The sequence below is a fragment of the Nonomuraea sp. NPDC049750 genome, from assembly GCF_040659625.1.
In the GTDB taxonomy this organism is placed as follows: domain Bacteria; phylum Actinomycetota; class Actinomycetes; order Streptosporangiales; family Streptosporangiaceae; genus Nonomuraea.
In genome coordinates, this window is sequence record NZ_JBFANB010000010.1 from 1 (window position 1) to 24,077 (window position 24,077).

At 70.2% G+C, this 24,077-nt stretch carries 15 protein-coding genes; 8 read left to right on the forward strand and 7 right to left on the reverse strand.

Annotation, left to right across the window (positions count from 1 at the left end; genetic code table 11):
- The 4 genes from AB0J16_RS25630 to AB0J16_RS25645 form a co-directional block, all read left to right on the forward strand.
- On the forward strand, positions 1-234 hold a 234-nt coding region (locus AB0J16_RS25630), incomplete at its 5' end, for a transposase (protein ID WP_358543950.1).
- Positions 235-415: 181 nt separating this feature from the next.
- Entirely contained in the window at positions 416-601 is a 186-nt protein-coding gene (locus tag AB0J16_RS25635; protein ID WP_358543953.1) for a hypothetical protein, read from the forward strand.
- 69 nt (positions 602-670) lie between these two features.
- Positions 671-991 carry a plasmid stabilization protein gene (locus AB0J16_RS25640; protein WP_358440160.1) on the forward strand — a complete coding sequence of 107 codons (321 nt, stop codon included), beginning with the start codon at positions 671-673 and terminating at the stop codon, positions 989-991.
- 85 nt (positions 992-1,076) lie between these two features.
- Complete coding sequence (locus AB0J16_RS25645) at positions 1,077-2,543, forward strand: protein kinase (RefSeq protein ID WP_358543956.1); 1,467 nt, start codon at positions 1,077-1,079, stop codon at positions 2,541-2,543.
- A gap of 13 nt (positions 2,544-2,556) precedes the next feature.
- On the opposite strand, the gene AB0J16_RS25650 is transcribed toward AB0J16_RS25645, so the two are convergent.
- The 3 genes from AB0J16_RS25650 to AB0J16_RS25660 all read right to left on the reverse strand — a co-directional run bounded on the left by AB0J16_RS25650 (position 2,557) and on the right by AB0J16_RS25660 (position 7,161).
- The gene (locus AB0J16_RS25650) at positions 2,557-3,348 is read right to left on the reverse strand and encodes an SAM-dependent methyltransferase (RefSeq protein WP_358544467.1); all 792 of its coding nucleotides are present in this window, start codon (positions 3,346-3,348) and stop codon (positions 2,557-2,559) included.
- Between the two features lie 139 nt (positions 3,349-3,487).
- Entirely contained in the window at positions 3,488-4,240 is a 753-nt protein-coding gene (locus AB0J16_RS25655; RefSeq protein WP_357952477.1) for a peptidylprolyl isomerase, read from the reverse strand.
- Positions 4,241-4,338: 98 nt separating this feature from the next.
- Positions 4,339-7,161 (reverse strand): LuxR family transcriptional regulator, encoded by a 2,823-nt coding sequence (locus AB0J16_RS25660; RefSeq protein WP_358543959.1) that lies wholly within the window; start codon positions 7,159-7,161, stop codon positions 4,339-4,341.
- 191 nt (positions 7,162-7,352) lie between these two features.
- On the opposite strand from AB0J16_RS25660, the gene AB0J16_RS25665 reads away from it, so the two are divergent.
- Together AB0J16_RS25665 and AB0J16_RS25670 are read left to right on the forward strand one after the other, a co-directional pair.
- The gene (locus AB0J16_RS25665) at positions 7,353-16,922 is read left to right on the forward strand and encodes a LamG-like jellyroll fold domain-containing protein (RefSeq protein WP_358543962.1); all 9,570 of its coding nucleotides are present in this window, start codon (positions 7,353-7,355) and stop codon (positions 16,920-16,922) included.
- A 41-nt stretch (positions 16,923-16,963) separates the two neighbouring features.
- Complete coding sequence (locus AB0J16_RS25670) at positions 16,964-17,278, forward strand: hypothetical protein (RefSeq protein ID WP_358543965.1); 315 nt, start codon at positions 16,964-16,966, stop codon at positions 17,276-17,278.
- A gap of 7 nt (positions 17,279-17,285) precedes the next feature.
- Here the strand turns inward: AB0J16_RS25670 and AB0J16_RS25675 are convergent, their stop codons facing one another.
- Positions 17,286-17,639: a VOC family protein gene (locus AB0J16_RS25675; protein ID WP_358543968.1), complete on the reverse strand. Its 354-nt coding sequence runs from the start codon at positions 17,637-17,639 to the stop codon at positions 17,286-17,288.
- Positions 17,640-17,728: 89 nt separating this feature from the next.
- Here AB0J16_RS25675 and AB0J16_RS25680 point away from each other — a divergent pair, with 89 nt between their 5' ends.
- Both AB0J16_RS25680 and AB0J16_RS25685 read left to right on the forward strand, forming a co-directional pair.
- Positions 17,729-18,148 (forward strand): helix-turn-helix domain-containing protein, encoded by a 420-nt coding sequence (locus tag AB0J16_RS25680; RefSeq protein ID WP_358543971.1) that lies wholly within the window; start codon positions 17,729-17,731, stop codon positions 18,146-18,148.
- A gap of 42 nt (positions 18,149-18,190) precedes the next feature.
- Positions 18,191-19,396, forward strand: a complete 1,206-nt coding sequence (locus AB0J16_RS25685; protein ID WP_358543974.1) for an MAB_1171c family putative transporter — start codon at positions 18,191-18,193, stop codon at positions 19,394-19,396.
- Here AB0J16_RS25685 and AB0J16_RS25690 read toward each other — a convergent pair.
- Genes AB0J16_RS25690 through AB0J16_RS25700 form a run of 3 tightly spaced genes read right to left on the reverse strand, consistent with a single transcriptional unit; the run spans position 19,347 to position 24,077 of the window.
- Positions 19,347-19,700 (reverse strand): hypothetical protein, encoded by a 354-nt coding sequence (locus tag AB0J16_RS25690; protein ID WP_358543977.1) that lies wholly within the window; start codon positions 19,698-19,700, stop codon positions 19,347-19,349. The two genes, AB0J16_RS25685 and AB0J16_RS25690, sit on opposite strands and share 50 nt — an antisense overlap.
- Before the next feature lie 11 nt (positions 19,701-19,711).
- Positions 19,712-21,733: a TOMM precursor leader peptide-binding protein gene (locus AB0J16_RS25695; protein WP_358543978.1), complete on the reverse strand. Its 2,022-nt coding sequence runs from the start codon at positions 21,731-21,733 to the stop codon at positions 19,712-19,714.
- Entirely contained in the window at positions 21,726-24,077 is a 2,352-nt protein-coding gene (locus AB0J16_RS25700) for a YcaO-like family protein (protein ID WP_358543981.1), read from the reverse strand. Before AB0J16_RS25700 ends, AB0J16_RS25695 begins: the two co-directional genes overlap by 8 nt.

The following is a 24,077-nucleotide window of genomic DNA, read 5'->3' on the forward strand; positions in this document are numbered from 1 at the left end:
GGAGCATTCATCGGCTACAAGGCGGCCCGGGCCGGGATCGCCGTCATCCACGTCGACCCGGCCTTCACCTCCCAGCAATGCTCCTCATGCGGGCATGTGGACCGCAAGAACCGGCTCGATCAAGCCTGTTTCTCGTGTACGTCGTGCGGCTTCGCTGAGCACGCAGACGTCAACGCAGCCCGCAACATCGCCGCACGCGGTGAGACGGGCTGGGCGGTGAGTCACGCTGCCTGACGCGGACCGGACCGTCGAAGCCATCGACGGCGAGGAGCTGCAAGCTCAGTCGTTTACGGCCGAGAAGCTGACCGAATTCGACTACGCGGGAATCGAACGCGAACCCAGCCGTCATGTGCGGCCGTCCAGGGTGGCGGTCTCGCCCGTGGTCATGGAGTGCCGTTCGCACACGACCCTGCACATGGGCAATTCCACCCTGGTCTTCGGACGGGTGTTCCTCGCGTCAGTGCACGAGGACTACATCGTCAACGGCCGGCCCGACGCCGGGCGGCTGCGCCCGCTGACCAAGCTCGGCGGCGACGAGTGGGGGACGCTGGGCACGATCCTGCACCTGAGCCGCATCCCTTATGAAGAACCGGCGATGTGACGCGGCTGTTTCGTGGTTCTCGTCTGGGTAGGGGCCCGTAAGGTCTGACGGTTCTCATGAGGAGGAGAAATGCCTCGCGGATCGAGCCCGAAGCGGGAACGGCAATACGAGCACATCAAGGACAGCGCCAAGAAGCGGGGAGAAAGCACCAAGCGTGCGACCGAAATCGCCGCCCGTACCGTGAACAAGGAGCGGGCCAGGGCCGGTGAGTCCCGGACCGCGAGCCGTACATCCACCAAGGACATCTCGTCGAGCCGCCGGGGCGGGCTGCGCTCCCATTCCGGCGCGGGCGGCCGTACCAGGGATCAGCTGTACGCCGAAGCCAAGAGCCGCAACATCAAGGGCCGCTCGAAGATGAGCAAGGCACAGCTGGAAAAGGCCCTCGGCTGACCGGGTCGTACGGACGGCCGGGACCCCAGGGGTCCCTGCGACACAAGAGGCAAAATTATAGAATATATGTCCGTATAATCGCGTGATGACCATCGTCGCGAGCCGCTACCGACTCCTGGCACCGCTCGGTCAGGGTGGCATGGGCACGGTCTGGCGGGCCGTGGACGAGTTGCTCCGGCAGGAGGTCGCGGTCAAGGAGGTGCGCCTGCCGGCGGAGCTCGACCACGCGGCCCGAGCCGAGCTCACCGAGCGCACGCTGCGCGAGGCCAGGGCGGCGGCGCGGCTGCGCTCGCACCCCTCGATCGTCACCGTGCACGACGTGGTCATGGACGGAGGGCGGCCATGGATCGTGATGGAGCTGATCCACGGCCGCTCCCTCGATCAGATCGTGCGTACGGACGGCCCGCTGTCGCCGCGCCAGGCCGCCTGGGTGGGCCGGCACGTGCTCGACGCGCTCGGTGCCGCGCACGCGATGGGCGTGCTGCACCGCGACGTCAAGCCCGGCAACGTGCTGCTGACCGACGACGGCCGCGTACTGCTGACCGACTTCGGCATCGCCACGGTCGCCGGGGACGCCGCGCTGACCCAGACCGGCCTGCTCAACGGCTCGCCCGGCTACATCGCCCCAGAGCGGTTACGTGGCGAGGACGACGGTCCCGCCGCCGACTTATGGTCACTCGGCGCCACGCTCTACACGGCGGTGGAGGGCGGTCCCGGGTTCTCCGGCCCCAACGCGGCCGCGGTCATGGCCGCCGTGCTGATGCGCGATCCCGCCCCCGCCAGGTTGGCGGGTCCGCTCGCGCCCCTGCTCGCGGCCTTGCTGGAGAAGGATCCCCAGCGCCGGTGCACGGCCGAGCAGACGGCCCACTGGCTCCACGACATCGCCCAAGGCGACACCCCGTCCACGATCCCCGCACGCCGCGAAGCCCCCGTGAAGCGCCGCCGTACCCTCGTCGTGGCGGGCGCGCTGGCGGTGGCGGTGTGTGGCATGGCCGCCACGGCGATCTGGCTCAATCTGCCGCCCGCGACTCCTGACGCGAGCGCCGATCCGTCACCGAAATCCCCGAAGTCCGCGAAGCCGTCCCCGACGAAGAGCGTCGTGAAGCTGTTCGGCCAGGTGCCCGACGCCTGCAAGCTCCTGACCAACGTGCGGGCGCGCACGCTGCTCGGGGGCACGGCGCGACGCCAGGTCCTGTCCACCTCGCAGTGCCAGTGGCAGGGCGCCGGCAACGCCAGCGTGATGGTGACGACGTACCGTACCCCGACCGTCAAGAGTTGCGGGCTCAACCTCGATGGCATGGTCACCCGCGGGAAGGACGAGCGCGCCCGCCACCCCGACACCAAGCTGCGCTCGACGCGGGTCGTCGGCGACAGGACGGCCGCATACACCCGCCGCGACCCGGATGTGGCCGCGGGCTTCCACAACACCCAGGTGTCGTTCTGCCTGGCCAACCTGCTGGCGTACGTCAACTACCTGGGTCCACGGCCCGGCTACGGGACCGCCGACCAGGCGGCCAAGCACGTCGCCGCGGCGCTGAAGGCCCGCCGCTGAGTACCGGTCGCGGTCAGGGGACCCGGCCGACGCCGCCCAGGATGCCGCCCTTCTCCAGCCCGGGGACGATGAACGGATCGTCGTTGCGCCAGTCCTGCACCGGCACGACGCCGGGTTCGAGCAGCTCCAGCCCGTCGAAATAGCTGCGCACCATGTCGCGGTCGCGCCAGTGCAGCGCGCCGGAGGTCGTCCGCCGGTAGACGTCCTCGGTCTCGATCCGCCGGTCGCGGGTGCTCTGGCCCTGCTCCACGTACGCGTGGGAGATGATCAGGTGGCTCCCCCGAACCAGCGGCTCGCGCAGGGTCTGGACGATGCCGGCCACCTCGTCGTCACCGCTGAAGAAGTGGAACAGCGCGACGGCCAGGACCGCCACGGGCTGGCTGAAGTCGAGGTGCTGGGCGGCGGCGGCCAGCAGCCCCTTGGGGTCGTGCGCGTCGCCGTCAATGATCACCGTGTCGGGGTTGTCGGCCAGCAGCGCGCGGGCGTGGACCAGCACGATCGGGTCGTTGTCCGAGTAGACGACCTTGGCGTCGGGGATGATCCGGTGCGCGACCTGGTGCACGTTGTCCTGAGTGGGCAGACCGGTGCCGATGTCGAGGAACTGCCGGACACCGGCCCTGGCGACCGTCTCCACGGCGCGGATCAGGAAACCACGGTTCGCCCTGGCCATCTCCCGTACGTCCGCGCCGCCCGCGCGGCTCAGTTCGAGGACCCGCTCGGCCGCCTCGCGGTCAGCCGGGAAGTTGTCCTTCCCGCCGAGGAAATAGTCATACATTCGGGCGACGGTCGGGACGGTCGGATCCATCTTCCCCGTAGGCCGCTCAGGCTCGGTCACGCCACACCCTTCGTCATCTATGACGGCATCTTAGGGGGAATCTGTAGATATGTGAGCAGGACTCGTCAGGTGCCCGATATTCAAGACGATCTATCTGCGGCACACCCGGCTATCTGCGGCACACCCGGGCGTCTCGGATGTCGGCCGGGAGTACGGGCTTGCCGTCCACCGGAGGCGTGGGACCGTCCGGCTCCGGCTGGATGCCGCCGGCGGCGATGCGGTCGAGGACGGCGAGCCCGGCGGCGTCGACCGTGCCGAAGATCGTGTAGTTGGGCGCCAGCCCGGAATCACCGTAGACCAGGAAGAACTGGCTGCCGTTCGTGTTCGGGCCGGCGTTGGCCATGGCCAGCACCCCGCGCGCGTACGTCTTGCGCACCCCGGTCGAATCGCCCGGCCATGGCGGCAGGTCCGTGGGCAGCTCGTCCTTGTACTTGTAGCCTGGCCCGCCCTCACCGGTGAAACTGGGGTCGCCGCACTGCAACACCTTCAGCCGGTCGTACGCGGTGAGCCGGTGGCACGACGTGGCGTCATAGAACCGGTGCTGGATCAGGTGCACGAAGCTCTGCACGGTGCACGGCGCCTTGGCCGGGTCGAGGGCGAGCCCGATGTCGCCGTGGTTGGTCCGGAGCACCGCGGAGACCGGACGCGTGGGCGTGCGGCGCGGGTCCGGCGGCAGCGGCACGTCACGCACGGCCGGGTCATCGGGGGTTTCGGTGTACTGGCACGGCCCCTTGGTCGTTCGGGGCGGCTTGTCCAAGGCCGCCGCCGAGGCCGGCAGCGCACCGATCGCGATCAGCGAGCCTGTCGTGACCGCGGATAACGCGGCGCGGGCCGCGAGTCGTACCAATGCTCTGCCGGACATCTGTCCTCCACTGCGTGATGATCGCTGGGTTTCCTGAGGTCTAATCGATCTGACCAGCGCAGTCAAGGGTTCGGTACGAGCCTGTCCGCCCTGGGGCGTCACTCGGCGGCCGGCGTGATCGTCCCGATGCCGGTGACGGCTTGCCGTACCAGATCCGCCAGCTCGGTCCTGGAGGTGATGCCCAGCTTGGGAAAGGCGCGGTAGAGGTGGAAACCGACGGTCCGCGGGCTGAGGAAGAGCTGGGCGGCGATCTCCCGGTTGGACGATCCCTGCGCGGCGAGGAACACCACCTGCCGTTCCTGCGGCGTCAGCCCGCGCAGCGCTTCCGGCAACGGCCCCGCGGGGCTCGACTCCCCCGACGCGCTCAGCTCGGCCGCGGCGCGCTCCGCCCAGGGGGTCGCGCCCAGCTGCTCGAACGCGGCGCGCGCGGCCCGCAGATGAGAGCGGGCTTCGGACCTGCGCCGGATACGGCGGAGCCACTGCCCGTAGGCGAGCTCGGTCCTGGCCCGCTGGAAGGCGGTCAGGGACGGGCCGTGCAGGTCGAGCGCGCCGAGGAAGAGCGGCTCCGCCTCACCGTCCGGCGCGGTCAGCGCCCGGCAGCGCAGCGCCACCGCGCCCACCCAGCGCTGGCGCGTGTCCCCCGCCCACCGCTCCAGCAGGGCGAGCGGCTCGACGGTGGCGCCGGGCAGATCGGCCTGTACGGCCGCGTCCACCAGATCGGCCGCGCAGTGGACCGCGATCACCGGGTGGTGCGCGGGGCCCGCGACCACGCGCTCGAGGTGCGCCACAGCGGCGCCCGCCCGGCCCAGCCCCAGCTCCAGCAGGCCCAGCGCCCAGGTGGCCAGCGCCGCGCTGGCGGGCGCGTCGTGGTCGGCGCAGTAGTCCAGGCTCGATTCGGCGTAGGCCCGGCAGCGCTTCTCATCGCCGCTCAACGCGGCGATCAGCGCGACCAAGCCGCTCAGGTGCCCGACTCGGTGGGTCTGGCCGAGGTCACCGGCCAGCTTCAGTCCCTCGGTGGCCAGTCTGAGCGCTTCGGCGCTGCGGCCGCTCAGCATGAGGGCCTGGGCCTGGAGTTGCAGGGCGTACGGCAGGAGGCCCATCAGGTCCTGGTGGCGGCAGTCGGCCACCAGCGTGGAGGTCAGGCGCAGCGCCGAGCCCGCGTCGGCGGCCATCAGGCCCAACGAGGTGGCGGTGATGGCTTGCTGGGTCGCCAAGGCGGGCGTGTGCTCGACCAGCTCGCCGATGACGGCGAAGCCGCTGAACGGGTCACCGGCCATGATCTTCGCCAGCGTGGGCAGCGACCGGGCCAGCGGAGCGGACCAGGTGGGCTGGGCTCCTGATCGCACGACCTGCGAAGAAGCTGGTGACGAGGCTCGCGCGGAAGCTCGCGAAGAAGCCCGCGCGGAGGCTGGTGAAGACGCTTGCGTGGAAGTTCGCGCAGAACCTCGTGACGAAGCTTGCGAAGTCGCCGGCGCCGACCAGACGGCGGCGGCGATCTCGGCCGCGAGCCCCTCGTCGCCGCTGTAGCCGAACAGGCGGATCGCGTCGGCGATCATGACGATGGCCATGGCGTGGTCGTCGTCGCCGATCCTGGCCGCCGCGTCCAGCAGCATCCGCGCGGCCTTGGTCGGCGAGCCGATCTCGGACTCCACGGTGGCCAGCACGCGGGCGGCCGAGGCCAGCGTCGAGGGTTCGGCGCTCAGCTTGGTCGCGCACGTCGCCAGGTCCGCCGCGCGGCGCAGCTGACCGGCGTCGCACGCGGCGACCGCGGCGGCGGCATAGCGCCGGGCGCGGGGCTCGGGGTCGGTGGTCAGCTCGGCGGCGCGCTCCAGCGCTGACGACGTCCCGATGCCTTCCAGCTCACGCGCGATCTCCTCGTCCGGCCCCAGCACGGCGGCGGCGAGATGCCAGACCCGCCGCTCGGCCGACGTCTCAGTCAGGGCTCGGTGTGCGGCGATGCGGGCCGAGACCGGCGCGGACTGGTAGGCGGCGACCAGGATCAGCAGGTGGCGAGGGGTCAGCCTGTCCGGCCGCACCTCCACCAGCCGGGCGGTCTCGGCGGGCTCCAGATCAGTCGGAGTCGCTCCGGTGGCGGCGAGCAGTTCGGGCGGGGAGGCCGCGGGGTCGGCGGCGGCCAGCAGGAGGAGGAAGCGAGTGCGCTCAGGCAGGGCCCGTAAGCACGCGCCGTACAACTGATCGGCCCGCCGCGACCGTCCGGCCCAGCCGGTGTGCAGGCCCAGTGGCGACAGCCTGCCCTCGACCTGCGCGGGGCTGATCCCCGCGGCCAGCTCGCGCAGGGCCAGCGGATTGCCGCGGGCGTCCTCGACGATCCGCTCTCGCACCTGCGGGACGATGCCCGGCCGGCACTCGGCGACGATGTCCAGCGCCGCCTGCCTGTCGACACCGGGCAGGTCCAGCTCGTCTATCCCCTGGAGCGCGGGCACCTCGCCCTCGGCGGCCACCAGGATCACCACGCGCGCGGCGGCGAGGCGGCGGACGCAGAAGGACAGGACCGCCAGGCTCTCCCGGTCCAGCCAGTGCGCGTCGTCGATCAGGCAGAGCACCGGCCGCTTGCCCGCCAGGTGGCGCAGGAGGTTCCAGACAGGCAGGTACGGCGAGGCGGGTTCGCCGCACGATTGCGGCTCGCCCAGCTGGTCGAGGACGTCGCGCTGCTGGGCGGGCAGTTGTTTCCAGCGTGGGCGGGTGGTCGCCAGCAGCATGTGCAGCCCGCCGTACGGGAGGTGCGACTCCTCGGGGCTGCCGGAGGCGCGCAGCACGATTTGATCACTCGCGAGCTCGGCCGCGAAGGCGAGCAACGCGCTCTTGCCCGCCCCGGCTTCCCCGCGCACCATCAGCGCGCCGCTCTCACCAGCGAGAAGTCGCGTGATTCTGGCCTGCTCCGCGATGCGCCCGTGCAGCACCAGGCGAGAGTACCGGACTCGGAGTTGATCTCATACCTAACCGGGAACATTCCGACACCCTCGAACCAGGTCATCCGTACAGATGTGGTGCGGATAGGCGGCTACTACGGTCGCCGCCGGAGGTCGGCATGAGGAATCGTTGGGCCACTCGTCTTTGCTCGGCACTGACAGTGACCACCCTTGTCATCAGCATGGCAGGTCAGGGAGCCCACGCGGCTTCGAAGGAGCCGACGCTCCCCGAGCAGCGTCTGGGCTCGGCGGCGAACCGCGCGCACCAGGTGGCGGCGGAGTCGACCCGGGCGCAGACCGAGCCGCCGGAGAAGAAGGCCGCCAAGCTGCCCAAGGGGGTCGTGCCCCGGGAGGCCCAGCAGCCGCCCAAGCTGGTCTCCCATCTGTCGAACAAACCGCAGCTGGTGGGCAAGGCGACCGGCAAGCCGGGCAACGGGGAAGTGCACGGGTTCGACGCCAAGCAGAGCCGGGTGGCTCCCAAGCTGGGCGACGCGACGTCGAGGGTCTTCCAGAACCCCGATCAGACCTACACCGTGCGTACGTACTCCAGGCCAGTGAGGTACCGGACGGCCACCGGTGAGTGGGCCGACATCGACCTCAACCTGACCGGCGCCAACGGACGCTGGCGTCCGGCGGCCAACGACGTCGCGGCCGAGCTGGCCGACGACGCCGCCGACCCCAGGCTCCAGTCGCTCACCTTGGACAACGAGCACAGCCTGTCCTTCGCCCTCCAGGGGGCAAAAAGCACAAAAGCCAATATTTCGGGAAATATCGCGAAGTACGGTGAGGTGCTGCCGGAGACGGACCTCCAGGTCGAGGCCGCCTGGAACGGGATCAAGGAGTCGCTCGTCCTGACCTCGCGCCAGGCCCCGACGGGACCCTGGGACTTCCCCTTCCAGGCCAAGGGCCTGACACCGCGAAGCACGCCGCAGGGCGTGGAGTTCGTCGACGAGCGGAGCGCGGTGCGCATCACCGTCCCCGCCGGGTTCATGAGCGACGCCAAGGGCGCCCGCTCCGACGCGGTGCGCTACACCCTCGTCGGCGACGTCCTGCGGGTCAGCGCCGACCAGAAGTGGCTGCACGCCAAGGACCGCGCGTTCCCGGTGGTCATCGACCCCTCCTCCTACGTACGCACCACCAGCGGCGCCTCCTCCGACACCTACGTCGACAACCACTCCGGCGCCAATCACTCCGGCAGCGACCAGCTCCTGGTCGGCTCCCAGGACGGCACCAAGCGCAACAACGCCTACATCAACTTCAACCTCGCCTCGCAGATCCCCCACGCGTACGTGACCGGCGCCGCGCTCTTCCTCTACAACACCCTGTCGAACTCCTGCGCGGCCAACCCCGTCACGGTGAAGCAGATCACCAGCAGCTGGAACGTCGGCACGATCTCCTCCTATCCCGGCGTGAGTCTCGGCGACACCTGGGGGTCGGCCAGCTTCAGCGGCGGCGTGACCTGCGGCGGAGCCGGCTGGGCGTGGATCGGGATCAACAGCGCGGGCCTGTCGGCCCTGTCGGACTGGTCCAACGGCGCGGGCAACAACGGCCTGGCGCTGACCGCCGACAGCTTCAAGGAGTTCGCCAGCGCCAACTCGGCCAACCCGCCGTACCTGCAGGTGGACTACAGCCCCTGGCGGGCGCTGTACGCGATCGACTCCGGTGCCACGATCGACCCGCCGGTGACGGCCAACAGCTTCGGCAGGCTCCCCGTCACGGTGATCAACAACGGGATGAACTCCTGGTCTCCCGGCTCGGTGAAGCTGGGCTACAAGGTGTACACCCTTGGCGGCAGCTTCGTGGGCAGCTCCACCGCCGCCGCCACGCTGCCCGCCACGATCGGCAACAACGGCTCGGCGAAGGTGAGCGCCACGATCGACCCGCTCAACCCGGGCTCGTACCAGGTCTGCTGGGACATGGTGGCGAACGGGCAGTTCTTCTCCGACTGGGGCGTACCCGTCTGGTGCGTGAGCCTGAGCGTGGTCAACGTGCCGCCCCAGATCGACTCGATGTGGCCGGGCAGCGGCTACGTGGAGTCCACGCTGATGCCGGAGTTCACGGTCACCGGCCATGACCAGGACGAGTGGCCCGGCGGAGAGTTGAACTTCATCTTCAACATCTGCCTGGTCTCGGCCCCCAGCACGTGCCCGGCGACCGGCCTGATCAAGGGCGACTCCAACACCGGTGAGCAGACCGCGAACTGGACGGTGCCGCAGGGCAAGCTCAAATGGGGCGAGCAGTACATGTGGCAGGCCCTGGTCACCGACGGCAAGACCTCCAGCCCGGCCACCGGGTGGAGCACCTTCCGCACGGTCGTGCCGCAGCCCCTGGTCTCCTCGCACGTCTCCGACAGCGCGGGCACGGCCGCCGTCAAGGGCATCGACCCGCTGACCGGCCAGTACGCGGCCACCACCACGGACGCGAGCCTGACCACCGCCGGTCCCGCCCTGGCGATCACCCGCTCCTACAGCAGCCTGAACTCCCGCTCGGGGCTGTTCGGCGTGGGCTGGACCACCGCCTACGACATGAAGATCGTCACCGACAGCGACCTGACGGGCAACGTCGTGGTCACCTACCCGGACGGGCGGCAGGCGCGCTTCGGCCGCAACTCCGACGGCACGTTCGCGCCGCCCGAGGGCCGGTCGGTGAGCCTGGTGAAGGCCGATACGGCGTGGTTCCTGCGCGACAAGTCCGGCGGCGCGTACGTGTTCGACACGAACGGCCGGTTGACCGCGATCTACGACGACGACCAGCACGGCGAGTTCCTCACCTACAACGGCGACGGCACCCTGGCCAAGGTCGTGAACAAGGTCAGCGGCCGCGGCCTCTACTTCACCTGGAACAGCGGGGTGGTGACCTCGGTCGCCACCGATCCCGCCCAGGGAGCGCCCGCGTGGACGTACGGCTACGGCTACGGCCTGCTCGCCCAGGTCTGCCCGCCGGGCACGACGACGGCCTGCACGAAGTACACCTACAAAATGGTGTCCCACCACCGCACGGCCGTCGTGGACGCCGCCCCCGCGATGTACTACCGGCTCCACCAGAGCACGACCAACGAGACCCAGATGTTCGTCGGCCAGGACGACGCGCAGGCGGTCAACCTGACCTACGGCGCGGCGGGCGCCCCGGCCGGGACCACGGACGGCTCGGCGACGTTCAACGGCACGAGCTCCTACGTGCGCATGCCGTACAACATCACCGACGACACGACCTACGCGGCGGTCGGGATGTGGTTCAAGACCACGAAGGCCGGCGTGCTGTACGGCGCGCAGATGAACACGCTGGAGGACTCCCGGGGCCCGCTCCCCTGGGGCTTCCTGCCGATGCTCTACGTCGGGACCGATGGGAAGCTGCACGGCCAGATGGCCGACGACGGCAGCTGCGGCTCGATGACGTCGACCGCGGCGGTGAGCGACGGGGCCTGGCACCATGTGGTGCTGACCGCGAGCGGCACCTGGCAGGGCATGTACCTGGACGGCGCGATCGTGGGCAGCCGCTTCAACCAGGTCAAGGCGACCCATCTGCCGTACGCCAGCATCGGGGCGGGCTACGTGAACACCTCGGGCTGGTGCCCCGCCGCGCCCACGGACACGCGCGGCCACTTCACCGGCCAGATCGACGACCCCGCCTTCTACACCCACCCGCTCGGCCCCACGTCCGTCGCCGCCCAGTACGCGGCCGGGCAGTACACCGGCGCGCTGGAGACGGTCAAGCTGCCTTCGGGCAAGCTGCAGGCCACCCTCGCCTACGACACCCAGGGCGACCGCGTCGCCTCGACGACCGACGCCAACGGCGGGCAGTGGAAGGTCTACCCCGCCCAGACGCAGGGCAGCACGGAGTACTACCCGAACGCGGTCCTGAGCGCCCGGCCGCGCGAGTACTACCGCCTCGCCGAATTCTCCGGCACCCAGGCGGCCAGCGCGGCCTACGGCGACGGGCGCGACACCGACGCGACCTACCACAACGTCACCCTGGGTCAGAGCCCACCCATCGTCCTGGCCACCGGCGGCGACAGGGCCGCCGGGTTCAACGGCTCCAGCTCCTACCTGGAGCTGCCCGAGGGCGAGATCAAGGGCGGCGGCGACCTGTCGGCGGAGCTGTGGTTCAAGACCGCCAAGCCCGGCGTCCTGCTCGCCTACCAGGCCCAGGCCATCACCGACCCGGCCGGGCCGCAGGCGAACTACACGCCCGCGCTGTACGTCGGGACGGACGGCAAGCTGCGCGGCCAGTTCTGGGACGGCGCCGCGGTCGCGCCCATCACCACAAGCGCGGCCGTGACCGACGCGAGCTGGCACCACGCCGTCCTGACGGCCTCCGGTGACACCCAGTGGCTCTGGCTGGACGGCGCGGTGGTCGGGACCAGGTCCAAGGGCCCGGTGTCCACGATCGCGCAGAACCATGTCTACGTCGGCGCCGGTTTCATCGCGGGCAACTGGCCCGCCAAGCCCTCGGACACCCTGGGCCACTTCAACGGCACCATCGACGAGGTGGCGATCTACTGGAACAGCCTGCACACCGACGCGATCCAGGCGCACTACAAGGACGTCGCGACCTTCGGCATCCCCGCCACCACCGTGCTCGCCGCCGACCCGCGCGGCAAGGCGATGGTCTACAGCTACGACCCCCAGCACGGCGGCCGGCCGACCTCGCTGTACGACGCCTCGGGCGGCACCACGCGCTACGGCTACGACCTCAACGGCAACCTGGCCACGGTGAGCGACCCGGACGGGCACACCACGCAGCTGTACAACGACGACCGCGGCAACCCGGTCATGAAGGTGACCTGCCGCGGACCGCGCTCCTGCCAGACCTCCTACTTCACCTACTACCTGGACGCCGGCGACCCGCTGAACCCCCGCAACGACAAACTCACCGGCGCGTACGACGCCCGGGCCACCGCCGGGAACGACGCGGCGCACCGCACCAGCTACACCTACGACATCTCGGGCGATCTGCTCAGCGTCACCACGCCTCCCGTGGCCGGAGCCACCAACGGCGGCACCACCAAGTACGCCTACACCGATGGCGACGAGGCCGCCACCGACGGCGGCACCGTCCCGGACGGGCTGCTCGCCTCCACGACCACCCCCGGCGGCAAGACCACCCGCTACAGCTACCGTCAGAACGGCGACCTCGCCCAGGTGGTGGACGCCGCGGGGCTCACCACGAAGTACGACTACGACAGCGCCGGCCGCCCCATCTCCGAGACGAAGATCTCCGACACCTTCCCGAACGGCGTCAGCACCTCCATGGGCTACGACGCCCTGAACCACCTCACCGCCACCGTCGGCCCCGCGACCACGGACGTGATCAACGGCGTCAAGCACCTGCCGTGGGTCATCTACACCTACGACGTCGACGGCAACGTCTCCAAGGCCGAGCGGACGGACCCCACCGGCAAGGACGTCACCCGCACCACGAACTACACCTACGACGCCGCCGCCCGCGTCTCGTCCGTCAAGGACCCCGAGGGCAAGACCACAACCTACGGCTATGACGTCTATGGCAACCTCACCAGCACCGTGGACGCCACCGGCGCCGACTTCCGGCACACCTACGGCCCGACCGGTCTGCCGCTGACCACGAGCCTGGCCAACTGGGTGGGCAACCCGCTGGACAACGACGCCCCCAAGGAACTGGTCCTCGAATCCCGCGCCTACGACCCGGCCGGGCGCCTGGCCACGGTCACCGACGCCATGGGCCGGACCACCCGCTACCGCTACTACGACGACAACCTGCTCGAATCGGTCTGGGCCGAGGGCTTCCACAACGCCGACGGGACCACCCGGGACATCCCGCTCCAGCAGAACACCTACGACAGCGCGGGCAACCTCATCAAGCGGGTCACCGGCAACGGCAAGAGCACGACCGCCTTCACCGTGGACGCCGCCAACCGGGTCACCGAGGCGCTGCTGGACCCCGCCGGCATCAAGCGCAGGACCACGTACGGCTACGACGCCGACGGCGGCGTGGTCTCCCTGGTCCAGGCGCAGGACAGCGGCTACACCTGGACCGCGTTCGACCTCGACGAGCTGGGCCGGCCCCTGTCCCAGAAGGTCTGGGACGGCGGGAAATGGCTCACGACGTCCTGGACCAGGGACCAGCGGGGCCTGCCGAAGACGATGACCGACCCCCGTGGCGCGGTGACCGACTACACCTACGACGAGGCGGGCCGGCTCACCACGACCAAGGCGCCGACGGTGGCCATCGAGCACGGGGGCGGCACGCCGTACAACGTCAGGCCGACGACGCGGTCCGGCTACAACAGCTTCGGCGACGTCGTGACGAGCGAGGACGCCGAGGGTTACCGGACCACGATCACCTACGACGGCATGAGCCGGCCGCGCGTCCTCACCCTGCCCTCCTACCGGCAGCTCGGCGCCGGTGCCACGGTGACGGCGGGCTCCACCACGACGTACGACGCGCTGGGCCGCGTGACCCGCGTCGAGGACGCGCTCGGCCACGGCGACACCCACACCTATGACCAGCTGGGCAACCTGGTCGCCACCACCGACGCGGCGGGCAACCAGTCGCGCTCGGGCTTCGACGTGGCCGGCGAATGGCTCTGGACACGGGACCAGGCGGGCCGGGTGACCGGGGCGACGTACGACGACCTCGGCCGCCGGATCTCCAGCACCATCGTCGACCGCACACCGGCCTCGGCCGGGTACACCACGGCCTACGAGTACGACGACGCGGGGAACCTGACCTACGTCACCACACCGTCGGGCGCGCGCACCCAGTACGGCTACAACGCGGCGGGCGAGGTCGTGGTCGACGTCGACCCGCTGGCCCAGGCCCACTGGTACACCCGCGACCACGCCGGCCGGGCGACCAAGGTCGCCAACCCGGACGGCACCAGCAGCACGCTCACCTTCGACGGCGCCGGCCGGGCGACCGCGACGGCCGACTTCGACGCGGCGGGCAAGCAGCTGCGGTCCACGACGATCGGCTACGACGACGCGAGCAACCCGGTCACCGTCAGCAGGCCCGGCGGCGGAGTCACCACCTACGACTACGACGCGCTGAACCGGCTGACCGGCCAGCACGAGAAGACCACGGCGACGCACACCATCAACACGACCTTCGGCTACGACGCGGTCGGCAACCGCACCCGCTTCACCGACGGCAACGGCAACGCGACCTCCTACGCCTTCAACCCGTGGAACCTCCCGGTGGCGATGTTCGTCCCGCCGACCACCGCCTACACCACGCCCGCCGACCGCCAGACGATCACCGACTACGACGCGGCCGCCCGCCCCGTCCAGGTCACCAAGCCGGGCGGGGTCACCATCGCCCGCACCTTCGACACGCAGAACCGGCTCACCGCGGAGACCGGCGCGGGCGCCGAGACCGCCACGACCGCCCACAGCTTCGGCTACGACACCGTGGGCCGGCTGACCTCGGCCGGGGGTAACACCTTCGGCTACGACGATCGCGATCATCTCGTCAGCACGGCGGGGCCGTCCGGCACGGCGTCCTTCACCTATGACGCCGACGGCCGCATGAAGACCCGTACCGACAAGGCGGGCACGGCCGCCTACGACTACGACGCGGGCAGCCGCCTCACCACGGTCCGCGACCCGCTCACCGGCGGCACCTCGATCTACTCCTACGACACGATGGACCAGCTCAAGGGCGTGGACTACGGCGGCGCCAAGCGCTCCTTCGACTACGACGCGCTGCACCGGCCCACCTCCGACACGCTCAAGACCACGGCGGGCGCGGCGCTGGCCGGCATCACCTACGGCTACGACGACGCCGACCGGCTCACCACCAAGACCACGACCGGTACTGCGGGCGCCGCCGCCAACACCTACGGCTACGACCTGGCGGGCCGGCTGACGTCATGGAACTCGGCCGCCTACGAGTACGACGACGCGGGCAACCGCACCAAGGCAGGGACGGCCGCCTCCGTCTACGACGCGCGCAACCAGCTCGTCTCCGACGGATCGGCCGGCTACGCCTACTCGGCGCGCGGCACCCTGAAGTCCAGGACGCCGAGCGGGGGGAGCGCGAGCGCGACGAGCTACGACGCGTTCGACCGGATGATCACCGACGGCGCCTCGACCTACGCCTATGACGGGCTGGACCGGCTCGCGTCCACCGCGGGCCGCACGTTCAGCTACTCCGGCCTGGGCAACACCCCGGCCGCGGCGGGTGCCGAGCTCTACGGCAGGGACCCGGCGGGCGACATCGTCTCCGTCGCGGGCCTGTACGCCTACACCGACCGGCACGGCGACCTCACCGCCACCTTCACCGGCGCGGGTGTGCTGACCGATTCGGCAGCCTATGACCCGTACGGGAAGGTCGTCGCGAACTCGGGCACCAAGCGGGACGTCGGCTACCAGGGCGGCTGGACCGACCCGGCCACCGGCAAGGTCAACATGGCCGCCCGCTGGTACGACCCCGGAACCGGCGCGTTCCCCAGCCGGGACACGCTCGATGTGAACCCGATGCCGTCGATGAAGGGCAACCGCTTCACCTACGCGGACGGCGACCCGCTCAACCAGGTGGACCCGACCGGTCACTTCGGCTGCCCCGCCTTCGTGTGCGGCACCGCCAAGCAGGCGATCAAGGTCGTCTATCGGGACATCGCCAGGCCGGCCTGGAGCGCGGCCGACTACGTCCTCACCGGTGGCGGGGAACTCGGCGCGCTCGGGCGCGGTTCACGGTTCTGCGGTCCCGCCTGGCTCGGCTGTCTCGCGGCGGTGGCCATCGGCGCCGGCGCCGGCTACCTGGCCGGGAAGTGGTGGCAGAACAACTGGTGGAAGGGCTGGCCGGACGGCGGCGGGCCGTACATCCAGTACCCGGACGGCGGCGACTCGCCCGGCAAGGGCAAGTCCAAGGACGGGCCCGGCGATGACGGGCCCGGCGACTCGCCCCACAAGGGCACCAACGGCCCGCCCAAGGCGGATCCGCCGCCGCCTCCGCCGCCCACACCCCAGGAGCTGGCCGACATCGCCGCGAAGACGCGCGCGGCCAAGCCCGGCCCGGTCGACCACGACCAGCTGCCCGGTCCGGCGGGCATCTCGCTCGCCGACGCGCTCGACAAGGGACTCAATCACCGAGTCGACAACGCCATCGACAAGATCCTGGACAAGGTCGGCGTGGCCTTCACGCCGGTCGAGGCCAGGGCCGGCGACGGGCAGCCCAACGGCGGCCTCGACCCAGCCCCGCACGTCGTCGGCCAGTGCTCGGGGGTGTTCGGCGCGGACGCGATGCAGGACTGCCGCGTCGATCCGGGCCCGGGCGTCCCGCCGGACCCGTCGGTGCAGCTGGCTCCCTGCCGTGGCGTGACGGGCGCCGGCGCCGCCTGCTCCTCCTCCGAGGAGACGACGGCGCTGGGGAACGCGGGGTCCGGCGCCGGCTTCGGCGGTGACTTCGTGAAGCTGGCACGCAGGGGTGCTGAAAGGCCGCACTGGAGCGCCAAGCTCCCGATGAGCATGGATACGGTCCGACGGGTGGCCCAGGACTGGGACATCCGGATCGACGACCTGAAGATCAGGATCGACAAGAGCATTGACGGGCTGGCCGGGGTGACCTATCCCAATCAGCAGGTCCTGCTGCGGCGAGCGGCCTTCCGCAGCGAGGAACTGCTGGCCCGCACCCTCGCCCATGAGCGGTACCACGTGGAGGACCTGCGCCTGGGCGGCAGCTACCCGACGTCCAACGAAGAGGCGGTCCCCTGGGAAGACCGGGCCTATGCCTTCGAGGACGAGTGGTGGGCCAACCATCCACGTAACCAGTAAGGGACCATAGGTGAAACGGCTCGAGCACCGAGGTGGCCCCAGTGTCGAACACTCATGACCAGGCGCTCCGATGGGAGAGCTGGCTGCACGCTTATGAGCAGGCACGGGACGAGCTGCCCGGACCGATCACCAGGCGTTGCCCGAACTGTGGACGGGCCTGCCTGCGCCTGGTGTATCGGCTCCGGATCCCCCACCTGCTCATCGGTGACGCCCACTTCTGGTGTGACCACTGCCTGCAGGGGCCGTACCTCGGCCGTGTGGAGATCCCCGAAGCCGCCGCGGCGGCTTCGGGGGAGCAGGAGTATCAGCGGGTGAGACCCACCATCCCGAATTACGAGCTCATTCCCCCTGCGTGAGCCACTGTCAGCTGGGCTGCCACAGCTCGATCCGATTGCCCTCAGGATCGGTGACCCAGCCGAACCGGCCGACACCCTCCATGTCCTGAGTCTCCTTGGCCACGTCCGCGCCCTTGTCGCGCAGTTGCGCGAGCATCGCGTCCAGGTCGCGGACCCGGAAATTGAGCATCGTCCGCTGGGCGCGAGAGCCGAAGTATTCGGTCTCGGACTCGAAAGTCGCGAACACCGTCTCCCCGGTCTGCTGACGCCACAGGCCGTTCTCGTCGGCGTCCAGGCCCAGACAATCGCGATACCACGCGCCCAAGGCCACCGGGTCGGCGGCCCGCAGGAAATATCCGCCGATTCCAAGCACACGTTCCATGCCGTTATCTTGCCAGGACTCGCCCGTCAACCTCTGTGTAGGATGACGGCAAAGTCGCTAAACTCTGGCTGTTAAGGATCGGCACTCCGATGAGCGTTGATGAGACTCCCCGGACGCTGGCCGACAAGCTGAACCGGTTGTTCCAGACGGTTCGCCGCCAAGGTGACGCCGAATACAGCAACGTCGCGGTCGCGGAGGCCATCAGCAAGGGCCAGGACGTACAGATCTCGCACACCTACATCTGGCAGTTGCGCACGGGCCGGCGGGTCAATCCCACGATCATGCACCTGACGGCGCTGGCCACGTTCTTCGGGGTGCCGGTCGCCTACTTCCTGGACGACGCGGAGACCGCCAAGATCGACAAGGATCTGGAGCTGCTGGCCGGCATGCGAAAGGCGGGTGTCACGCACATCGCCCTGCGCAGCGCCGAGCTGACCCAGGGCAGCCGCGCCGCCATCACCGAAATGGTCAATCAGCTCTGGAAGCTGGAGAATCCCTCCGATGAATGATCTCTTGGCCGCCGATCTTCGGTGTCTCGGGGCGCGCCCATCTTGATCGGCCTGGCCGTCGCCGGCTGGATCGCGGTGGGCATCAAGCTGTTCCACCTCCGCGCCAAACCCGGCTGCCGGTCGACGCGTTGGCTGTGTGCCGCGCTGCTGGCGCTCTCGGTGTCGATCTGCTTGCAGGACCAGACCGTCCACGAGGTGATCGACGGCCACACGACGCTCAACACCGCGGGCACCCTTTCCAACTGCCTGACCTTGATCGCCGCGACATCCGGGCAGTGCGCGTTTCTCCACATGGTCTATCCGGCGGAGCAGGCCATGCGGAGCGCCCGGCTACGCCTGCGGCTGCTGATCGGCGTCCTGGCACTGATCGGCGTTCTGCACGCGACGACCCCGTCCAATTACGCGGCGGCCCTGGCCAGCCAGCGGCTGGCCGAGCAGATCCCGGTGATCTCGGCCGCCGCCTACGTCTATGTCGCCTATCTGGCGTTGACCGTCACCGAGATCGCGCGCGCCACGCACTACCGCGCGAGCGCCGCGAGAGGTTTCTCCCTCCGCAACGGCCTGCGGCTGCTGTTGCTCGGTCTCGCCTGCACCATCGCCTACGCCGGGCTGCGGTTCGCCGCCATGTCCGCCCACCTGCTCGGATGGCACGTGCCGTGGCTGTACGGCAACCTGATCGGCGATGTGTTCCGCCTGGCGATCCTTTTCGTCGTGGCCGGCATCCTGCTGCCCGTCACGGGCCCGCGACTGGGCCTGGATCATCTCGCGCGGTGGTGGTCGCTCGACCGCTCCTATCGCAAGCTCTTCCCGCTCTGGAAATTGCTGTACGACCAATTCCCGGCCATCGCCCTCGATCCACCGGGGACCCGGCACGTCGATTTCCGGGAGCCGGAGCAGGCCCTGTACCGGCGGATCGTGGAAATCTGGGACGGCCGCCTGCTGCTCCTCCCCTACTTCGACCCGCGCGTCGCCGAAACGCGCCGGGCGCGGGCCACGGGCCTGTCCGATGACGCGCGCGGAATCGCCGTCGAGGCCGCGCTGATCACCTCCGCCCTGCGCCGCAGCCGGCTCGGTGAGCGGCCGGACCCGCGCGGACCGGCGCTCCCCGACAACAGCCCGGCCCACCCTGACGCCGAACTCGACTGGCTGATCCGGTTGGCGGCGGCAGTCAGGGCCGACGAACGGCGAGCAAACCCGCTCAGCCTGCGGCCAAGTGGTCTCCTTCCAGCGCGGCGCCGAGCCCTGTGAGGCTCTCGTACACACTGACGCCTTCCGCGATGGCTTCGAGCTGGAAGACACTCACCGACGTGGGCGGGTAGCCGATGAGCTCGATGACGCGGCTCACCCGGGCGGGCCCGTCCATCGCCTCGGCGGAGTCCCAGAGGTAGACCGCCCCCCAGGTCTGGCGGGCGGGATTGGAGAACCACGCCTTCAGCCGCATCCCCTCCAGCGTGGCGTAGGCGTCGACGGCGTAGTCCCGCAGGTAGTCGCGCAGGCTCTCCACGGTCTCCGTGGACCTGCTGAGATCCCAGGCGACGATCGATACGAACATGGCCGGCCCTTCTAAGGGAAAGCGTGGGGGTACGGGTTGACGTCCTGCGGCTCCAAGGGCCGATCCCGGTATCCGAGCCGGTACGGCACCTCGTACAACCTCGGCAGACCGTCGACCCGCCGGTAGTCGTGGCCGAAGGTGACCGGCAGGGTGCCGGGGATGACGACCTTCACGCAGGCCAGGTCGGACACCTCGTGCTCAGGGGTCGTCTGATCCACCACGATGACGTCGGCACCGGTGACGAGGTAGCGGTCGACCAGCTCGATCAGGTCGTCCCGGAGATCGGCGTTGCGGAGTCGCGCCGGCGACGGAAGATCGTCGATGTGCCGCCGGTGCGGCGTCTCGGTGAGGAAGCGCAGCCGGTCGTACGTCCGGTGGTCGCCGTACAACAGGCGATGGTCCTCCATCTCCTTCACCAGCGACGAGTCGTCCACCATCCGGCCGGCCTCGTCCATGTGGTCGGGATAGCGCTTGATGAGGTCGGCGAGGAGCGGGCCGAGCTCGTTGAGCGCGTTCTCGATCGCGCGTTCCGGGACCGGGTGAGCGCCCGCCGAGCAGGCGGCCTTCGGGCGTTTCTCGTCGTCGCCGGGATCGACGGCCATCGCCCAGACGCAGGGGATGCCCTGTTCGAGGGTGGTGTCGAAGAGCATCACCTGATAGCCGCTCTCGGCCTCGATGGCTTCGATGATCAGGGGGATCATCGAGTCGCGGGCGAAGGTCACGTCGATCCGCGGGACCGGCATGCGCGCGTACCACGTCATCATGAAGGCGTCGCGCTCGGCCACTTCGAGGATCCCGTGGAAGACGGCCTCCTCCAGGCTGCCGCCCAGGGCGCAGCCGTTGGAGACCTCCTGGACGAACGGCGGGCGTTCGGCGTCATGGTGGCGGGCCCGGTAGTAGGCGTAGGTCTCGGGGACCAGCACGGGAGCACTGCGGGCGAAGGAGTACCCCCAGACCCAGCGGCACACCTGCGCCTCGTCGAACGGGCGGTACGGGAAGCCGGGGAGCCGATGCCGCTCCGCCGGATAGAGGCCGAGCGTCCGGGGGTCGATCGCGTCGTGGCGGACCTCGGCGTAACTGGCCGACACCGTGGTGCGCTTTCCCCCGGGCTCCATGCCGCCGTGCCGTTCCAGCGTCTCCAGCATGGCGGTGACCTGGCTGCCCTGGTAGTTACGGGTACGTCCGAAGCCGTACTCGGTGGAGCCCTGGCGCAGGCCCATGGGCGCCGCGGCGACCACGATGCCGCCTTCGGTGCTCTTGAGTACGGATCGGATGAGACCGCTCTCGCCGTCGACGTACCTGGCCTTGAGCATGTCCACCTCGCCGGTCATCGACCGGAGCCGGTAGACGTCCGGGGCCGGTTTGGGGCGGGACCGGAGGAAGATGTCCGCCCGCGAACGGTCGTCGGGCGGCAGCGTCCCGCAGGTGCCGCAGAGCGGGTCGGGCAGGAACGGGTGCGGCTCGACGGCCAGCGTCTCCAGATCCAGGTAGACGAAGGCGGATCTCGTGCGCGCGGTCTCCCGGTTTCCCGTGCGCGCGGTGACCACGGCCTCCCAGTTGATAGGCCGTGCGACCTCCTCGGTCACCATGGCTTCCCGGCTGACGAGCCGAGCGATCTCCTCGGTGACCAAGGTGGCGGCGAGGTCGGCCGCGAGTCCGGTGAGCCAGGCCGACGGCAGCGCGGACAGGGTGGCCCCCTGCTCTCGCCACACCGTCTCGTGCCCGTCTGGCTGGAGATGGGCCAGCCTCCGCCGGAACTCACCACAGTCCACGCAGCCGGGAAGTCCAGGCTCCTCCAGGGGGCCGAGGACGACTCGCCCCAATTCGGCCCGTACCGGCAACCAGGGCACGCCCGCCTCTGCGGCGGAGGCTCTGACCTCGGCGTAGCCGGACAGGTCCCAGCGGTCATGGGCCACGACGGCCGCGACCGCACCGGACGTCAGGAACGGCGAGACGGAGGATCCGCCGCCGGACAGTGCCGCGACGATGCTCTCCCTGAGCAGCCCTTCACCGAGGACGGCGATCTCATGCATGGGTCAGCACCACGTGGACGGTGTACGGCATGATCGAATGAACCTCACGATCGTGGTCGAGGGGCACCGCCACCGGCGAGAGACCGCGTCTGGCCAGCGCGGACACCAGACTCGCCGAGTCGGTACGGGAGGCGTCGGGCAGGCGGCGGATCGCCGAGCCGCGCAACTCGGGCGGTATGCCCGGCGGCGCGGGTGGCGCGTAGGTGGACTGGGCGTTCTGCCGCGCCTGGTAATGGAGAAGGGCCTGTTCTAGCGCGCCGGTCACGGCTTCGGCCGCCGAGGACCCACCGGCGTATCCGACAGGCGTGTCACCCAGGTAACTCATGGCGGCCGGAATCTCCGCCGGCCCGGTGAGGTCGTAGCAGGTGACCACCTCGCCCGTGGCCTGGATCATGGACCTGTACCGTTCACCGCGCGGTGGGAGCGACCCGCTGTCCAGGTCGAACCGGGGCAACGGCGTCGTCCGGTGCTCCAGATCGGCGAGCGCCAGCCGTCCCGCCTGCTCGGCCAGCGCGCCGTCGACGGCCTCCTGCCAGCTGTATCCGGCGGCGATGCCCACAGTGGTTCCTACGGCAATGCCCGCAGTGACTCCGGCAGCGACTCCCCCGGCCATGCCCCCAGTAACTCCCGCAGTCTGGGTCGGCGCCCGGCCGCCAGCCCGGCTCGTGCCGGACAGCACCGGGAAGGCGACGTCGGCGGCGACGACTAGCGTCCCGCCGTCGGCGAGCCGGTGGCCGAGGACGAACCCGCTGATCCTGCCGGCCCGCAGGTCCGCGAGCAGGGCATCGGGATCGGACTCCGGCGCGGCCAGCGGAGTGCGGCCGTCCGCCGAGAGCAGCCGGCGCGGATCCACCATCAGCGAGGCATAGACGGCGAACGCCTTCAGGGCGGCCTGGTGGCGCGCGGACTCGAAGTCGAGACCCGTGCCGACGACCCTTGAGACGGCGCCCCCGAGCAGTCCGACCGGGTCGGGCACCTCCACCTCGCTGACGTGCAGAGGGATCTGCGCGTAATCGCGCTCGGTCGGCTCCCCGAACACACCTAGGAGATCGTCGGCGCACACCACCGCCCGCCGGGAGAACGCCTCCCGACCGAGAACCGCACCGTCGCGGGCCGGGTCATCGGGTCCGGGGAGCACGGGTTCGGAGACCACGGGTTCGAGGAGCGCAGGTTCGAGGAGCGCAGGTTCGAGGAGCGCAGGTTCGGCCGACCGGGCGCAGGGGTGCGGGACGAAGGCATGTGACGTCCGGCGCAGCGTGGAAAGGTCGATCCTGGTCAGCCGAGCACGGCGGTCGTCCAGCAGGCCGTTGGCGGTCCGAAAGGCCATTTGGACCAAGGCGGCGGCGATGGCGGCGGCCCGCGTCCCAGCGACGGCTCCGACAACGGCAAGCGTCTCAGCGGCAGCCCCCGTCCCGGCAACAGCCCCAACAACAGCGAGCGTCTCAGCGGCAGCTCCCGTCCTGGCGACGGCCCCGGCAGCAGCGAGCGTCTCGGCGGGGGCGATGGGCGGGTGTGGCGCGGGCCGGGCCGCCACTCGGCGGCGGCCCGCCGTCCAGCTCGCCACCCGGCGCAGGCCGGCCGTCCAGCTCGCCGTCGATCGCGTGCCGAGGTCCTCGGGGCCGAGCCACACCTCGCCGTCCAGCATGACCGCCTGCGCCAGGGGGATCCCGCGCTCCGCGCAGAGCCGGTCGAGCAGCGGTTCATGCGCCGCGTCGCCGGAGACGTGCAGAACGAGGTCCGCGCTGTCGAGCAGGGGCAGCAACCCCTCCTCGCTGAAGTCGGCGAGGAGGTGCCGCTCGACCTTCTGGTCAGGGGTACGCCGACCGCGCTCGACCCATTCGACGCCCAAGTGCTCCAGGCTCGCCATCTTCACCAGACGTGACCCCGTCCGTACGGCGGCACGCGCCACCCACGGCACGATGTCCCCCGCCCCCAGAACGAGCACCTCTTTATCCCGATATGCCCGAAATATGCTGATAGGTGAGTCTCGGAAATGCCCGATGAAAGCCACCTCATGGCGATATTCCGGATATTCCAGGGCGGCCTCCGGACCCACAGCGCCGACGTCTCTCACGACGTCCCGCTCCGGCAGCGCGCCGACGTCTCTCACCACGTCCCGCTCCACCAACGCGGTCAGCAGGCTCTCCACGGCGGCCCGGCGCTCGGGCGGCAACTCCTCCGTCAGCTCGGCCAGCGTGTGCCGCCCGTCGAGGTAGGGCTTCAGCAGATCGAGCAGCGGACCGACGGACCGGCCTTTCAGATGGCTGGATCCCCGGTACGTGAGCAGGTACATCCCCGCCGAATCCGGGGCATGGAACGCATCCGGGCGTAGCAGTAGGCCCAC

Coding starts and splice junctions, on each gene's coding strand:
- AB0J16_RS25650 (WP_358544467.1), bottom strand. CDS start 3,348: ATGGATCCGACCGTCCCGACCGTCGCCCGAATGTATGACTATTTCCTC.
- AB0J16_RS25655 (WP_357952477.1), bottom strand. CDS start 4,240: ATGTCCGGCAGAGCATTGGTACGACTCGCGGCCCGCGCCGCGTTATCC.
- AB0J16_RS25645 (WP_358543956.1), top strand. CDS start 1,077: ATGACCATCGTCGCGAGCCGCTACCGACTCCTGGCACCGCTCGGTCAG.
- AB0J16_RS25640 (WP_358440160.1), top strand. CDS start 671: ATGCCTCGCGGATCGAGCCCGAAGCGGGAACGGCAATACGAGCACATC.
- AB0J16_RS25690 (WP_358543977.1), bottom strand. CDS start 19,700: ATGTTCGTATCGATCGTCGCCTGGGATCTCAGCAGGTCCACGGAGACC.
- AB0J16_RS25680 (WP_358543971.1), top strand. CDS start 17,729: ATGAGCGTTGATGAGACTCCCCGGACGCTGGCCGACAAGCTGAACCGG.
- AB0J16_RS25635 (WP_358543953.1), top strand. CDS start 416: ATGGGCAATTCCACCCTGGTCTTCGGACGGGTGTTCCTCGCGTCAGTG.
- AB0J16_RS25675 (WP_358543968.1), bottom strand. CDS start 17,639: ATGGAACGTGTGCTTGGAATCGGCGGATATTTCCTGCGGGCCGCCGAC.
- AB0J16_RS25695 (WP_358543978.1), bottom strand. CDS start 21,733: ATGCATGAGATCGCCGTCCTCGGTGAAGGGCTGCTCAGGGAGAGCATC.
- AB0J16_RS25665 (WP_358543962.1), top strand. CDS start 7,353: ATGGCAGGTCAGGGAGCCCACGCGGCTTCGAAGGAGCCGACGCTCCCC.